Source organism: Xanthomonas sp. BRIP62418, assembly GCF_003993495.1.
In the GTDB taxonomy this organism is placed as follows: domain Bacteria; phylum Pseudomonadota; class Gammaproteobacteria; order Xanthomonadales; family Xanthomonadaceae; genus Xanthomonas; species Xanthomonas euroxanthea.
Map to the genome: position 1 here is coordinate 29,620 of NZ_QEZG01000039.1, position 15,501 is coordinate 45,120.

8 protein-coding genes are annotated in these 15,501 nt (G+C 68.7%); 6 read left to right on the forward strand and 2 right to left on the reverse strand.

Going from position 1 to position 15,501, the window contains the following annotated elements:
* Window positions 1-105 precede the first annotated feature (105 nt).
* A complete protein-coding gene (locus tag EO174_RS12390; RefSeq protein WP_104585679.1) occupies window positions 106-1,830 on the reverse strand; it encodes an AarF/UbiB family protein in 1,725 nt (574 codons plus the stop codon).
* A 241-nt stretch (window positions 1,831-2,071) separates the two neighbouring features.
* Here EO174_RS12390 and EO174_RS12395 point away from each other — a divergent pair, with 241 nt between their 5' ends.
* Entirely contained in the window at window positions 2,072-3,013 is a 942-nt protein-coding gene (locus tag EO174_RS12395; RefSeq protein WP_126944670.1) for a DUF808 domain-containing protein, read from the forward strand.
* A gap of 247 nt (window positions 3,014-3,260) precedes the next feature.
* Here the strand turns inward: EO174_RS12395 and EO174_RS12400 are convergent, their stop codons facing one another.
* On the reverse strand, window positions 3,261-4,889 hold the full coding sequence (locus EO174_RS12400) for a GGDEF domain-containing protein (protein ID WP_104585683.1): 1,629 nt from the start codon (window positions 4,887-4,889) through the stop codon (window positions 3,261-3,263).
* A 484-nt stretch (window positions 4,890-5,373) separates the two neighbouring features.
* Between EO174_RS12400 and glgA the strand changes: the two genes are divergently transcribed.
* Genes glgA through treY form a run of 5 tightly spaced genes read left to right on the forward strand, consistent with a single transcriptional unit; the run spans window position 5,374 to window position 15,491 of the window.
* A complete protein-coding gene (gene glgA / locus EO174_RS12405; protein ID WP_164739275.1) occupies window positions 5,374-6,957 on the forward strand; it encodes a glycogen synthase GlgA in 1,584 nt (527 codons plus the stop codon).
* Complete coding sequence (locus EO174_RS12410) at window positions 6,954-9,185, forward strand: 1,4-alpha-glucan branching enzyme (protein WP_126944673.1); 2,232 nt, start codon at window positions 6,954-6,956, stop codon at window positions 9,183-9,185. The genes glgA and EO174_RS12410 overlap by 4 nt, the downstream gene beginning before the upstream one ends.
* Window positions 9,186-9,187: 2 nt before the next feature.
* On the forward strand, window positions 9,188-10,945 hold the full coding sequence (gene treZ / locus EO174_RS12415; RefSeq protein ID WP_126944676.1) for a malto-oligosyltrehalose trehalohydrolase: 1,758 nt from the start codon (window positions 9,188-9,190) through the stop codon (window positions 10,943-10,945).
* Window positions 10,942-12,891: a 4-alpha-glucanotransferase gene (locus EO174_RS12420; RefSeq protein WP_164740181.1), complete on the forward strand. Its 1,950-nt coding sequence runs from the start codon at window positions 10,942-10,944 to the stop codon at window positions 12,889-12,891. Before treZ ends, EO174_RS12420 begins: the two co-directional genes overlap by 4 nt.
* Window positions 12,888-15,491: a malto-oligosyltrehalose synthase gene (treY, locus tag EO174_RS12425; RefSeq protein ID WP_126944679.1), complete on the forward strand. Its 2,604-nt coding sequence runs from the start codon at window positions 12,888-12,890 to the stop codon at window positions 15,489-15,491. Before EO174_RS12420 ends, treY begins: the two co-directional genes overlap by 4 nt.
* Window positions 15,492-15,501 lie beyond the last annotated feature (10 nt).

A 15,501-nucleotide genomic window follows, 5' to 3' on the forward strand; every position in this document is an offset into this window, starting at 1 on the left:
TCACCTCGCGCCGCCTGATCTGCTTTGACAGCTTGGCGCGGCTGTCTTGGCAAGCGATGTCGCGCCCGGGTGCGCTCCTACGCGGAGGTGGGGTCTGTTGGAGTGCTATCGATGCCCGCGTTCTTCGCGCGCACGCACACGGCGGTCGAACAGCAGCGCGCTGAGCACGATGCCCAGGCCCAGCACCACGCCGAGCAGGAACAGCACCATTGCGATGGCCGGGTAGCCCCACAGCTTCAAGCCGGTTTCGATGCGCATCATCTGTGCCGAGGCCATGATCAATGCCGCGGTCACGATGCCGGCCGCCACGCGGTTGGCGATCTTCTGCAGGCTTTCCATCAGATGCGATTCTTCCAGCCCGGTGACGCGCATCTGCAGGCGGTTTTCCGCCGCCAGCGACAGGATCTCGGACATGCGGCGCGGTCCTTCGCGCACCAGGTGCTGCAGTTCCATCGCCTCGCTGGCCAGGTTGGCGGCGGACAGGGACTTTTTCAGCCGCGCGCGCATCACATGCTGCAGATGACGTTCGACGATGCGGCGCGTGTCCAGGTGCGGCGACAGCGCGCGGCACACGCCTTCCAGGTTCAACAAGGTCTTGCCGAGCAGGCTCAGCTCCGGTGGCGTGCGCAAGCCGTTGGAGGTGGCAATGCGCACCAGATCCAGCACCACGCGGCCTTCGGAGGTGGTGTCGTGGGCGGCATAACGGGCGATCATCTGCCCGGTTTCGCGCTGGTAGCGGTCCTCGTCGTAATCCTCCAGGCGCGTGCTGAGCGCAATGGTCTCTTCGGCGACTTCTTCGCCACGGCCGTCGACGGCGGCGAACAGCAGCTTGAGCAAGCGCTCGCGCAGGCGCGGGGGAACATGCGCGACCATTCCCAGGTCGAAGATGGCCAGGCGCCCGTCCTGCAGCACGCGCAGGTTGCCCGGATGCGGGTCGGCATGGATCTCGCCATGCACGAACATCTGGTCCAGGTAGCCCTTGACCAGCTCCGCGGCCAGGTTGTCCATCGGCTGTTCGGTGCGGCGCAGGCCGGAGATCTTGTCCACCCGCACGCCTTCGGCCAGCTGCATGGTCAGCACCTTGCGGCTGCTCAGGTCCCATACCGGTTGCGGAATCCACAACAGCGGAAATGGCTTCAGATGCTTGCCGAAGCGCGCCAGCGTCTCGGCCTCGTCTTCGTAATTGAGCTCGGCGCGCAGGGTCTTGCCGAACTCGCCCAGCCAGTCGGCAAAGCGCACGCGCCGGCCGATGCCGGTCAGGCGGTCGGCGGCGGTGGCAAAGCTCTTGAGCACGTCCAGGTCCGAACGGACCTGGGCGGCGACTTCGGGCTTTTGCACCTTGATCGCCACCGGGGTGCCGTCGCGCAGGGCGGCGCGGTGCACCTGCGCCAGCGAGGCGCAGCCCAGCGGCACCGGGTCGAAGAACGAGAACGCCTTGTTGACCGACACGCCGAGTTCTTCCTCGATGATCTGGCGGATGCGCTCCACCGGCACCGAGCTGGTGTTCTCCTGCATGCGCTCCAGCGCCGTGGCGAACTCCGGCGGCACGATGTCCGGCCGCGTGGACAGCATCTGGCCAAGCTTGACGAAGGTGGGGCCGAGCGCCTCCAGGTCGGAGACGAACTGGTCGGGCGTGCCTTCGGCGGGCACTTCGTACTCGTTGATCGCGGCCGGATCCAGATTCATGCCGGCGAATACGCCCGACCCGCGATACCGCAGCAACAGGCGCAGGATCTGCGTGCGACGGCTCATGCCGCCCACCACGCCGGTGTCGGCGGGGATCGCGGCCTGGGCCGGTGTGCGGTACGGGTCGTTCGGACTCAAGGCCATCTCCGGCGGTCGTGCAAGGGGGCGAGTGTGGCCAGCGGCGGGTCGTCAGGCGGTGAATCCAGCCACGTGGCCAAGGCGCTGCCGTGCGCGGCCCAGGGCCGGCGGGCACGGCCGGATCGTCCGGCTGGCGGGCGGCGGCATCGCGCGGCAACGGTCGCCAACAGCCGGCAACGGCCTGCCATCACCCCATACCGGCGCAGGATCGGCGAGAATCCACCGCCACTCACGAAGGACCCCCCGCATGGCCGGTGCCAGCCTGTTCACCCTGCTCGACGACATCGCCACATTGCTGGACGACGTTTCCATCCTGACCAAGGTCGCGGCCAAGAAGACCGCCGGCGTGCTTGGCGACGACCTGGCGCTCAATGCGCAGCAGGTCACCGGCGTCACTGCCGACCGCGAGCTGCCGGTGGTGTGGGCAGTGGCCAAGGGGTCGCTGATGAACAAGGTGATCCTGGTGCCGGCGGCGCTGGCGATCAGCGCCCTGGAGGCCTGGTTGCGCGGGCGCGGTTACAACGTGCCGCTGGTGATGCCGCTGATGATGATCGGCGGTGCCTACCTGTGCTTCGAGGGCGTGGAGAAGCTGGCCCACAAGTTCCTGCACAACGAGGAAGACGAAGCGCAGCGGCATGCCGAACGCACCCGCGCGCTGGCCGACGAGAGAGTGGACGTGGTGGCGCTGGAAAAGGACAAGGTCAAGGGCGCGATCCGCACCGACTTCATCCTGTCGGCGGAGATCATCGTGCTGTCGCTGGGCGTGGTGGCGGGAGTGTCGTTCGGCCAGCAGGTTGCAGTGCTGGTGGCGATCGCGCTGGCGATGACCATCGGCGTGTACGGCCTGGTCGCGGCCATCGTCAAGCTGGACGACCTGGGCTTGTACCTGACCAACAAGGGCGCTGCCCTGGCTGCGCTGGGGCGCGGCATCCTGGTGGCCGCTCCGTGGCTGATGAAGTTCCTGTCGGTGGCCGGCACGCTGGCGATGTTCCTGGTCGGCGGCGGCATCCTGGTGCACAACATCCCGGCGCTGCACCACACCGTGCAGGACCTGACCAAGTCTGCCGGTGGCATGGGCTGGCTGGTCGATGCGTTGGGCAACATGCTGGTGGGCGTGGTTGCCGGTGCGGTCGTGCTGGGCGCGGTGATACTGTTCCAGAAGCTGCGCGGCAAGCCGGCGGCGCATTGATCCGCGCTGCGACGGGCCGGGCGTGGGGCTGGTACCCGCACCGGCGCGACGTGATCGCCCCGCGTGCTGGATCAGCCGGCACGCCATAGCCGGCGGAAATCGCTGTCGACACGGCTATGCTCGGGCCGCCGCGCCAACGGCGCCGCCCTGCACGGCCACGCCACCCTGTGCCGAGGAGCGCACCGGGCGGCGGCCTTCACCGCTCCAGGCAGGGCAGATGCCCCCTGCGTTCCGCCGACGGTTGCGCTCAGTCGGCGCTGACCACGCGATTCTTGCCGGCCGACTTGGCCTCGTACATGGCGCGGTCGGCACGGCGGATGACATCGTCCTGGGTTTCGTCGAGATGGCGCAGCGCCACGCCGCCGCTGAAGCTGACGAACAGTCGCACGTCGTCGTGCAACAGCGACCGTTGCGCCAGCGCGCGCTGCAGGCGGATCACCGCCGCACTGGCTTCGAAGATGGTGGAATCCGGCAACAGCAACACGAACTCCTCGCCGCCGAAGCGGGCGATGGCATCGGTGGTGCGCAGCACCGACTTGGCCACGTCCACCGTATGGCGCAGCGCGGCGTCGCCGCCGGCATGGCCGTGGGTCTCGTTGAGGCGGCGAAAGTCGTCCAGATCCAGCATCGCCACGCACAAGGGTTGGCCGCCGCGCTGGGTACGGGCGGCTTCGCGCTGGAACAGCTCTTCGAAGCCGCGGCGATTCAGCGCCCCGGTCAGCTGGTCTTCGCGCACCAGGCCAGCCACGTCCTTGAGTTCCTGTTCCAGCAGGGCGATGCGCTGCTCGGCGTCCTCGACCTGGCGACGTGCGGCGAGCAGCTCGTCGCGCGCGGCCAGCGCCTGCGCCTGCACGCCGGCGGTGTCCTGCAACACGTCCTGCAGCAGGCGATTGAGGTCGGGAATGCTGCGAGCGTCGCCGATCGCCTGCGAATAGCCGGCAACGCGATCGTGGTACTCGCCGGTGCTGGTGGCCATGCCATCGAGCCGGTCGACGAAGGACACCATCATCTCGCGCATGGCGGTCTTGGAGTCGGCAATGCCTTGCTTGAGCAGGCCCTGCTTGTAGATGACCTCGCGCAGGGTGCCGCGTGCCTGCTCGATCGAGCCGACATCCAGCGGCCCGGAGATCAGCTGCCGCACCACCGAGATCTGTCCCTGCAGCCAGCTGCGATCGTCCAGCAGTTCGCCCACGTTCTCCAGCAACAGGTCGAACAGGCCCAGCAACAGGTTCTGCTGTTCGCTGGCATCTTCGGCACGCAGGCCGATCTGATGACTCAGTTCGCGCAAGCGTTGGTCCAGGGTGATCAGTTCATGGCCGGGGCGCCAGTGGCGCAGCGCCGATGCCAGGGTCTGTGCTTCTTCGGCCAGCTCCGGGCTGCGTTGCAGCAGCGTGGCCAAGGCATTGCCCAGTGCGTGACGCAGCAGGTCGCGCAGCTGCTCGGCTTCGGTGCGCCCTTCGGCCAGCGAGTCGCCGGTATCGATGGTGCGGATGTACTTGTCGATCAATTGCCGCAAGGCGCGGCCGTAGCCGGGCCAGTCGCCGGCCGCATAGGCCGCGCTCAGGCGCACGCCCATGTCGCCGAGTTCGCCATGAAGGCTGGTGATGCCCTCGGCAAAGGCCAGCAGCAAGGCCTCCGGGTGCGCGGCATGCGAGAACAGGCGCATCAGCAGGGCGGTGGCGGCAGCCGGGTCGTGCGCGCCGGACTTGTTCTTGGCCGGCACCAGCTGATGCGCGGCCAGGCCGTGCCCGCCGTGCCCGCCGCCGATCACGCTGGGCAGGGCGGCGGCCGGGCGTGCGCTGTCCGCGCCACCCCAGGGCAGCAGGCGGCGCAGCCCGCCACGTGGGCGGCTTGGAAGTTCAGGCTGGTCTGCCATGCGCCGGGGTCTCGGAAAGTCGTGATGCTACCGCTGGTTATCGGCGTGCAAGCGTCTTGCTTAAGCGGTCCGGACAGGTCTGCGCAGTTCCAGCCTGCGCGCACGATGGCCGGCGATGGTTGAAAGGCGATGACGACCTGTGGCTGAACAAGTCAGGCTGGACTGGCAGGCGCCGCTGCCAGCGCCTGCTTCCGGTGCGTTTCAACAACCACGCACCACGGCGGGGATGTCATCACACGGCGACGCGCCGCTTATGCCGGGACGCACACGCGACCATGCGCAAGGGAATGTCGGTGTCGCAGAAAAGTCAGCACGTATTCACGCATATTTTATTTGCCCGGGGTGTAGATTCATCTCAAGGACGACGTGGAGTACGCGCGTTGGCCCCGCTCCTCATTCGTAGCAGGTCGTCTGGCTGAATCGGCAGATGATGGTTGTCGCTTCGCTGTTTTCCGTCTCCACCCACTTTACGACGGACGTTTAGATGGTTGCCATGATGCCGCTTCACGCCACTACCGCACGCTTTGAACGCAGTACGTTGCTCCCCACTTTGAAGAAGAGCGGGCGGCCGCGCGATGCACGCGGGCGCTTCATTCGCCATCACGAACGTCTGCCGGTGTCGCCGGCCGATACCCGCGGCGCCTTGTTCGTGGTGTCGGAGATGGCGGACTTCATCAAGGCTGGCGGCCTGGGCGATGTGGCGGCGGCGCTGCCGCGCGCGCTGCGCCATCGCTACGACGTGCGGGTACTGATCCCCGGCTACCGCGCAGTGCTGGCGCGCGCGGGCAAGGTAGAGATCGTCGGCCGGGTATTGGCGCATGCGGCACTGCCGGCCTGCGACATCGGCCGCATCGTGCAATCGGACGGCCTGCCGATCTACATCCTGCTGTCCAAGGAATTGTTCGAGCGTGACGGGTCGCCTTATGTGAGCACCAGCGGGTCGGAGTTCGAAGACAACGCGATCCGCTTTGCCACCTTGTCGCATGCCGCCGCGCAGATCGCCGCCGGCCACGCCGGGCTGGGCTGGAAGCCGCGCCTGCTGCACCTCAACGACTGGCCGTGCGCGCTGGCTGCCGCCTATGTGCGCTGGTCCGGCGGCACCACGCCGTGCCTGTTGACCATCCATAACCTGGCCTACCAGGGCCTGGTGCCGTATTCGATGGCCGCTGCGCTGGGCATCCCCGCCGAGCGCGTGGCCGAGCTGGAGTTCTACGGGCAGATGTCGTTCCTGCGTGGCGGCATCGTGCATGCCGACCACGTCAACACGGTCAGCGTCAGCTATGCCCAGCAGATCACCGGCCCGGCGCAGGGCTGTGGCCTGGACCGCCTGCTGGCCGGTCGCGCCGCCAAGGGCGCGCTGACCGGCATCGTCAACGGCATCGACGCCAGCTGGGACCCGCGCACCGACGAATATCTGGACACGCACTTCAGCGTGAATCAGTGGCAGGGCCGGCAGGCCAACGCCGCGCAGGTGCGCAAGGCCTTCGGGCTGCGCGAGAGCACCGGCCCGCTGTTTGCGGTGGTGTCGCGGCTGGTGCACCAGAAGGGCCTGGACCTGATTTGCGAAGTCGCCCCGCAGATCGTGGCCGCCGGCGGCCAGATCGCGGTGATCGGCGGCGGCGAGCCGGAGATCGAGCAGCAGGTCGCCGAGCTGACCCGGCGCTATCCCGGCCAGGTGGGTGCCTTCATCGGTTTCGAGGAAGGCCTGGCGCGGCGCATGTTTGCCGGTGCCGACTTCCTGCTGATGCCGTCGCGCTTCGAGCCGTGCGGCCTGAGCCAGATGTACGCGCAGCGCTTTGGCTGCCTGCCGATCGCGCACGCCACCGGCGGCCTGATCGACACGGTGGATGACGGCGTCACCGGTTTCCTGTTCCAGCACGCCAGCGCCGAGGCCTTGCGCCGTTGCCTGGAGCGCGCATTCCGTACCTTCCGCCTGCCCAGCCTGCTGTCGGCGATGCGCCGCGCGGCGATGTTGCGTCCCAGTGGCTGGGATGTGGCGGGCAAGAAGTACCTCTCGCTGTACGAACGCACCGCCGCAACCGCTCCCGCGCTTGCGACGGTGTCATGAGCGAACGGCTGGGCGTGCAGGGGCAGGAGACGGAAACGACGGCGGTGACCATGGACGGGATCTCGGATTCAGCGCAGAGCGTGCAGGCGCTGGCCGCTGGCCTGCCTGCCGATGCATTCGCGGTCCTGGGCCCGCATGTCCAGGCCGACGGCCGCCGTCTGGTGCGCGTGTTGGCGCCCGGTGCCGAGGCCATGGGCCTGATCGATCCGCGCGGCAAGTTGCTGGCGCGCATGCAGGCCGGCCCGGTCGATGGCGTGTTCGAGGGCGTGCTGGCGGTCGAAGGACCGTATCGGCTGCGCATCGTGTGGCCGGACGTGGTGCAGGAGATCGAAGACCCTTACGCCTTTGCTGCCACGCTGGACGAATCCATCCTGCTGCAGATCGCTGCCGGCGACGGCCAGGCCTTGCGTTGCGCCCTGGGTGCCCGGCACCTGCGCTGCGACGATGTGCCGGGGGTGCGCTTTGCGGTGTGGGCGCCGCATGCGCAGCGCGTGGCGGTGGTGGGCGATTTCAACGGCTGGGACGTACGCCGGCATCCGATGCGCCAGCGCATCGGTGGGTTCTGGGAGCTGTTCCTGCCGCGCGTGGAAGCCGGCACGCGTTACAAGTACGCCATCACCGCTGCCGATGGCCGCGTCTTGCTCAAGGCCGACCCGGTGGCGCGCCAGAGCGAATTGCCGCCGGCCACCGCCTCGGTGGTGCCGGGCGCGGCAGCGTTCGGCTGGACCGACGCGGCCTGGATGGCCGCGCGCGATGCCCGTGCCGCGCCGGCGCCGCTGTCCATCTATGAAGTGCACGCCGCGTCCTGGCGACGCGATGGGCACAACCAGCCGCTGGACTGGCCGGGGCTGGCCGCACAGCTGATTCCCTATGTGCAGCAGCTCGGCTTCACCCATATCGAGTTGCTGCCGATCACCGAACATCCATTCGGCGGCTCCTGGGGCTACCAACCGCTGGGGCTGTATGCGCCGACGGCGCGCCACGGCAGCCCGGACGGCTTTGCCCAGTTCGTCGACGCCTGTCATCGCGCCGGCATCGGCGTGATCCTGGACTGGGTCAGCGCGCACTTTCCCGATGACGCCCACGGCCTGGCGCAGTTCGACGGCGCGGCGGTGTACGAGCATGCCGACCCGCGCGAGGGCATGCATCGCGACTGGAATACGCTGATCTACAACTACGGCCGGCCCGAAGTGACCGCCTACCTGCTGGGCAGCGCGCTGGAGTGGATCGACCACTACCATCTGGACGGCCTGCGCGTGGACGCAGTGGCCTCGATGCTGTATCGCGACTATGGCCGTGCCGAAGGCGAGTGGGTGCCCAACGCGCATGGCGGCCGCGAGAATCTGGAAGCCGTTGCCTTCCTGCGCCAGCTCAACAGCGAGATTGCCGCGCGCTTCCCCGGTGTACTGACCATCGCCGAAGAGTCCACCGCCTGGCCAGGCGTGACCGCGCCGATCAGCGAGGGTGGCCTGGGCTTCACCCACAAATGGAACATGGGCTGGATGCACGACACGCTGCACTATATGCAGCGCGATCCGGCCGAGCGCGCGCAGCACCATAGCCAGCTCACCTTCGGTCTGGTGTACGCGTTCTCCGAGCGTTTCGTGCTGCCGATCTCGCACGACGAAGTGGTGCACGGCACCGGTGGCCTGCTCGGTCAGATGCCTGGCGACGACTGGCGGCGCTTTGCCAACCTGCGCGCGTATCTGGCGCTGATGTGGGCGCATCCGGGCGACAAACTGCTGTTCATGGGCGCCGAATTCGGCCAGTGGAACGACTGGAATCACGATCAGTCGCTGGACTGGCATCTGCTCGACGGGGCCGCGCATCGCGGCGTGCAGCAACTGGTCGGCGATCTCAATGCCGCATTGCGACGGGTGCCGGCACTGTATCGCGGCACGCATCGTGCCGACGGCTTCGACTGGAGCGTGGCCGACGACGCGCGCAACAGCGTGCTGGCGTTCATCCGCCACGATCCCGAGGGCGGCGCACCCTTGCTGGCGGTGAGCAACCTCACTCCGCAACCGCACCACGACTATTGCGTCGGCGTGCCGCGTGCCGGCGGCTGGCGCGAAATCCTCAACACCGACAGTGCCCATTACGGTGGCAGCAACCTCGGCAACAGCGGTCGCCTGGCGACCGAGCCGATGGGCATGCACGGGCACGCACAACGCCTGCGCCTGACCCTACCGCCGCTGGCCACGATCTATCTGCAAGCGGAGAAATAGCAATGAACGAGCGCAATGACACCACGCCGGCATGGGGCGCATGGCCAGCGGGTGAGGGACAGGTGCGCTTCGCGCTCTGGGCACCGGATGCCAGGAGCGTGGAGGTGGTCTTCGACGACGGCGCCCGCGTCGCGTTGCAGGCCGCGCAGGATGGCTTCTTCAGTGCGGCGATGGACTGCGCGGCGGATGCGCGCTATCGCTACAGCGTCGATGGTGGCGAACCGGTGCCGGATCCGGCCTCGCGCTGGCAGCCCGAGGGCGTGCATGGCCCCAGCGCCGTGCAGCCAACCGATGGCTACGCCTGGCAGAACACCCAGTGGCAGGGACGGCCGTGGGACGAGGCGGTGATCTACGAACTGCATGTCGGCACCTGCGGCGGCTATGCCGGCGTGCAGGCGCAATTGCCGCAGCTGGCGGCGATGGGCATCACCGCGATCGAGCTGATGCCGCTGAGCGCATTCCCGGGCGCGCACAACTGGGGCTACGACGGCGTGCTGCCGTACGCGCCGGTGGAAGCCTATGGCACGCCGGACCAATTGAAGGCGCTGATCGACGCCGCGCACGGACACGGCCTGATGGTGTTGCTGGATGTGGTCTACAACCACTTCGGCCCGGACGGCAATTATCTGCACAGCTATGCCGCCCCGTTCTTCAACGAGGACAAGCCCACTCCGTGGGGCGCGGCGATCGATTTCCGCAAGCCGCAGGTGCAGCGTTACTTTCTCGACAATGCGCTGATGTGGCTGCACGAATACGGCTTTGACGGCCTGCGCCTGGACGCGGTGCATGCGATCACGCCGAACGCGTTCCTGGATACCCTGCGGCAGACCGTGCAGGCCAGCCTGCCGGCCGGCCGCCACGTGCACCTGGTGCTGGAAAACGAGGCCAACCAGGCCTCGCAGCTGCAACGCGGCTACACCGCGCAATGGGACGACGATTTCCACAACGCCCTGCATGTGCTGCTGACCGGCGAAGCCGAAGGCTATTACGCCGCCTTCGCCGACAAGCCCACCGAGCACCTGGCGCGCGTGCTTGGCGAAGGCTTCGCCTACCAGGGCGAGCCGGACCCGCGCGGGCATGTGCGCGGCGAGCCGAGCGGGGCGCTGCCGCCGCACAAGTTCGTGGTTTTCGCGCAGAACCACGACCAGATCGGCAACCGGGCGCGCGGCGAGCGGCTGAGCGTGCTGGTCTCGCCGCAACGCCTGCGCGCTGCGCTAGCGCTGACCACGCTGACGCCGATGATTCCGCTGTTCTTCATGGGCGAGCCGTGGGGCGCCACGCAGCCGTTCCTGTTCTTCACCGACTTCGGCCCGCCGCTGGACGATGCAGTGCGCGAAGGGCGCCGTCGCGAATTCGCGCATTTCGCCGCATTCGCCGACGAAGCGCAGCGCGCCACCATTCCCGATCCGAACAGCCACGACACCTTTGCCTCCTCGCGCGCGCCGATCGAAGACGCCGCGCGCGGCGACGGCGTGCAGTGGACAGCCTGGTTCACCGCGCTGCTGGGCGTACGCCGCCAGTGGCTGGTCCCGGGGCTGGCACAGGCGCGCGCGGTGCGCGCCGAGGTGCTGGCCGACGGTGCAGTGATCGCCAGCTGGGAATTGCCCGACGGGCTGTGGCATGTCGCCTTCAACGTGGGCGCCGCGGCGGTGCCGATGCCGCCGCTGCGCGGACGCGTGGCGCATGCCGAAAACGTCGCCGCCGACGCGCAGCAGTTGCCGGTCGATGGCTTCATCGCCTGGCACGAGGCGCGCGCATGAGTACCCGCGATCTGAGCAGGAGCGATCTGCATGCGCTGGCCGGTGCGGCCGGGGTGATGGTGGACTGGGTGGATGCCAGCGACCAGCCGCGGCAGGTGGCCGAGCCATCGCTGCATGCGGTGCTCACCGCGCTGGAACTGCCTGCCGGCACCGCCACGCAACGCGAAGACAGCCTGCGTCGCTGCAAGGCGCAAGCCACCGAGCCGGCGCCGCTGCTGACCGTGCAGGTGGCCGGGTTGCTGCCGGTGTCGGTTGCCGCCAACGCCAGCGGCCGTTGGGTGGACGACAGCGGCGCCAGCGAGCCGGCGCGTGCCGATGCGCAGGGCCAGGTGCGTGCGCCGCAGCGTTTCGGTTACTGGACGCTGCAGATCGGCAACCTGACCCAGCAGGTCGCGGTTGCCCCGCAACGCTGTTTCAGCGTGGCCGATGCCTGTGGCCTGCCGGCACCGCGTGCCTGGGGCATGGCGTTGCAGGTGTATTCGGCGCGCAGCATCGACGATGCCGGCATTGGCGATGCTGCGGGCACGGTGGAATGGGTGCGGCATGCCGCACTGGCCGGTGCCGATGCGCTGGCGCTGAGCCCGGTGCATGCCGCGCGCCCGGTCACCGGCGGCTACAGCCCGTATTCGCCCAGCGACCGGCGCTTCCTGGATCCGCTGCATGCCGCGCCGGTGCGCGTGCTGGGCGAGCGCGCGCTGGAGGCGATCAACGAGGTGCCTGGACTGCGCGAGCGCTTCGATACGCTGCACCACAGCGCCCTGATCGACTGGCCGGCCTCCGCGCAGGCCAAGTGGCAGTTGCTGCGTCATCTGTACACCCGCGTGCCCGCCGATCACCCCGATCTGCTCGCCTTCCGCAGCGAGGGCGGCGCGGCGCTGGAAGGCTTTGCGCGGTTTGCCGCGCAGGATTTCGGCGATGGCGATCCGCAACTGCACGTGTTCACGCAATGGCTGGCGGCGCGCAGCTGGTCCGATGCGCAACGCGAGGCACACGAGCGCGGCATGAAGATCGGGTTGATCGCCGATCTGGCGGTCGGCTTCGATCCCAATGGCGCCGAAGCCGCGGCGGCCGCCGACACCGTGCTGCGTGGCCTGGTGCTGGGCGCGCCGCCGGACGCCTTCAATGCCGACGGTCAGCACTGGGGCATCGGCGCATATTCGCCCACCGCGTTGCGGCGCAGCGGCTATGCGCCATACATCGCGCTGCTGCGCGCGGTGCTGCGCGACCGCGGCGGCATCCGTATCGACCATATTCTGGGCTTGATGCGGCTGTGGGTGGTGCCCGAAGGGGCCAGCTCCAATGAAGGCGCGTATCTGGCCTATCCGCTGCACGACCTGCTCAATCTGCTCGCGCTGGAATCGTGGCGGCACCGGGCGATCGTGATCGGCGAAGACCTCGGCGTGGTGCCGCCCGGCATCCGCGAGGAACTGTCGCGGCGCGGAGTGATGGGCATCGATGTGTTGATGTTCACCCGCGACGACGACGGCGCCTTCGTCTCGCCGGCGTTGTGGCGGCCGGACGCATTGGCCACCACCACCACGCACGATCTGCCGACGCTGACCGGCTGGCGCGAAGGCCGTGATATCGACTGGCGGCGCAGGCTGGACCTGATCCAGCCCGCGCAGGCCAAGGACGATGCCGCGGCCCGCATCCAGGATGTGGCACGCCTGGACGCGGCGGTCGAACACACGGGGCTCAGCGCTACGGACGACCCGCTGCTGGGCGCGCTGCGCTTCACCGCCACCAGCGTGTCGCCACTGGCCCTGCTGCCGGTGGAAGATGCGCTGGCGCTGGAAGAACAACCCAATCTGCCGGGTACCGTCGAGGTCCATCCCAACTGGCGTCGACGCCTCCCCGATCCCTTGCCGCATGCGCGCCTGAGTACGGCGCTGCAGGGCTTTGCCGAGGCGCGTCGCGTCGCGGCCGTTTCGGAACCGCATCCATGATCGAGCTTCGCGCCACCGCCCGCCTGCAGCTGCATGTCGGCTTCACCCTGCACGATGCGCTCGCCCAGGTGCCGTACTACGCCGGGCTGGGCATCAGCCATCTGTACCTGTCGCCGATCGGCACCGCAGTGCCCGGCTCCACGCACGGCTACGACAATATAGACCCGACCGTGGTCAATCCCGAGCTCGGCGGCGAAGACGCGCTCATCGCCCTGTCGCAGGCCGCGCGCGAGCACGGCATGGGCCTGATCGCCGACATCGTGCCCAACCACATGGCCACGCATGCGGACAACGCGTGGTGGTGGGATGTGCTGCGCAACGGCCGCAGTGCCAAGCATGCCGACTGGTTCGACATCGACTGGCGCGCGCCGGGGCGCGACGGCAAGTTGTGGCTGGCAGTGCTGGATCGCCCGTATGCCACCGCACTTGCCGAAGGCCTGATCACCCTGGTGGTCGAGGACGACGGCAGCGCGGCACTGGCGCACTACGACCAGCGGTACCCGATCCGTCCGCAGACGCTGGAGGTGCCGGAAAAGGCCGCGCGTGCGCAATGGCTGCGCGACTACAACGATGGCGCCAAGCGCGGCGATGGCCGTCTGCACAAGCTGATCGAACGCCAGCCGTACCGCCTGAACTGGTGGCGCGTGGGCAACGACATGCTCAACTACCGTCGCTTCTTCGACATCACCTCGCTGGTGGCATTGCGGGTGGAGCTGCCGGCGGTGTTCGACGCGGTGCATGCGCTGCCGCTGCGGCTGGTGGCCGAGGGCCATCTGGACGGCCTGCGCATCGACCATGTGGACGGGCTGACCGATCCCACCGGCTATGTGCGCAAGCTGCGCAGCCGGCTGGATGCGGCTGGCCGCACCCGTGGCCTCAAGCCCGGCACGCTGGGCCTGTATCTGGAAAAGATCCTGGCGCCCGGCGAGCACCTGCCGGCCGACTGGCCCTGCGATGGCACCACCGGCTACGACTTCATGGACCAGGTCGGCGGCGTGCTGCATGACGCGGGCGGCTTCAAGCCGCTGGCGCGTGCCTGGCAGAAGGTGAGCGGGCGCAGTGGCGACTTCGCACAGGAAGAACGCGCCGCCCGCGACGAGATCCTGCGTGGCCCGCTGCAGACCGAATTCAATCGCGCCGTCGGTGCGTTGTCGGCATTGGCGCGGCTGGACCCGCCCACGCGCGAGTTCAGCCCGCAGATGCTGGCGCGCGGCCTGTGCGTGTTGCTGCGCTGGTTCCCGGTGTACCGCACCTATGCCGGTGCCAAGGGCGTGACCGGCAGCGAAGCCGAGCGCCTGCGCGCCACCGCCGCGCGTGCGCGCGAGGGCATGCCGGAGTCCATCGTTGCGGCCGTCGATGCGATCGAACGCTGGCTGCTCGACGATGCCGGCGCCGACCGCGCGCAGGTCGCCCTGCGGCGCATCCTGCGTCGTCGCGTGGAGCAGTTGTCCGCACCGCTCAATGCCAAGTCGGTGGAAGACACCGCGTTCTACCGGCATGGCGTGCTGCTGTCGCGCAACGAGGTCGGCAGCCATCCGACCCACTTCGCCAACGAGGCGGCCGAGTTCCACGCGCAGAATCTCGAACGCGCCAAGCACTTCCCGCGCGCGTTGCTGGCCACCGCCACGCACGACCACAAGCGCGGCGAAGACCTGCGCATGCGGCTGGCGGTGCTGTCCGAGCAACCGCGTTGGTGGATCGAGCAGAGCACCCGGTTCGATGCCTTGGCCGAGACGCTGGAGGCACCGGCACTGGCCGGCGGCGACCAGCAGATGCTCTGGCAGACCCTGGTGGCCGCCTGGCCGATCGGCCTGGGTGCCGACCAGACCGAGCCGCTGGCCGAGTACGCCGAGCGCATTGCGCAGTGGCTGCTCAAGGCCGTGCGCGAGGCCAAGCTGCACACCAGCTGGACCGACGGCTCGCCGGCCTACGAACAGGCCGTGCAGGCCACCGTGGAGCAGGTGCTGTGCAGCCGCGCCGGGTTGCCGCTGCGGCGGGCGCTGCTGCGCGCCAGCAACCACATCGCCGCGGCCGGTGCGCGCAACGCGCTGGTGCAGACCACGTTGCGCCTGACCGTGCCGGGCGTGCCCGACCTGTACCAGGGCACCGAAAGCTGGGATCTGTCGCTGGTGGACCCGGACAACCGCCGCCCGGTCGACTACGCGCAGCGCCAGCAGTGGCTGGCGCAGGCACGCGACTGGAACACGCTGCTGCGCAGCTGGCGCGATGGTGCGGTCAAGGCACGTCTGACCGCACTGCTGCTGCAGTTGCGGGCCGAACATCCGGCGCTGTTCGCCAAGGGCGACTACCAGCCCCTGACCGTGACCGGCAGCGGCGATGCGCAGGTGCTGGCGTTCCGCCGCCAGTACCGCGGGCAGTCGCTGGTGGTGGCAGTCACGCGGCTGGGTGCCGGCAACGTGGGCGATGGCGATCTGCCGCTGCTGGTGCCGCTGGCCAGCTGGGGTCAGGCGGCGTTGGCATTGCCGCAGGCCAGTTACCGTAATGTGCTCGATGGCAGCACGGTGCAGCCGCAAGGCGGCCGCGTGACGATATCCACGCTGTTTGCACGTGCGCCAGTGGCAGTGTTGTTGACCCCCTAAGAGAACGTAC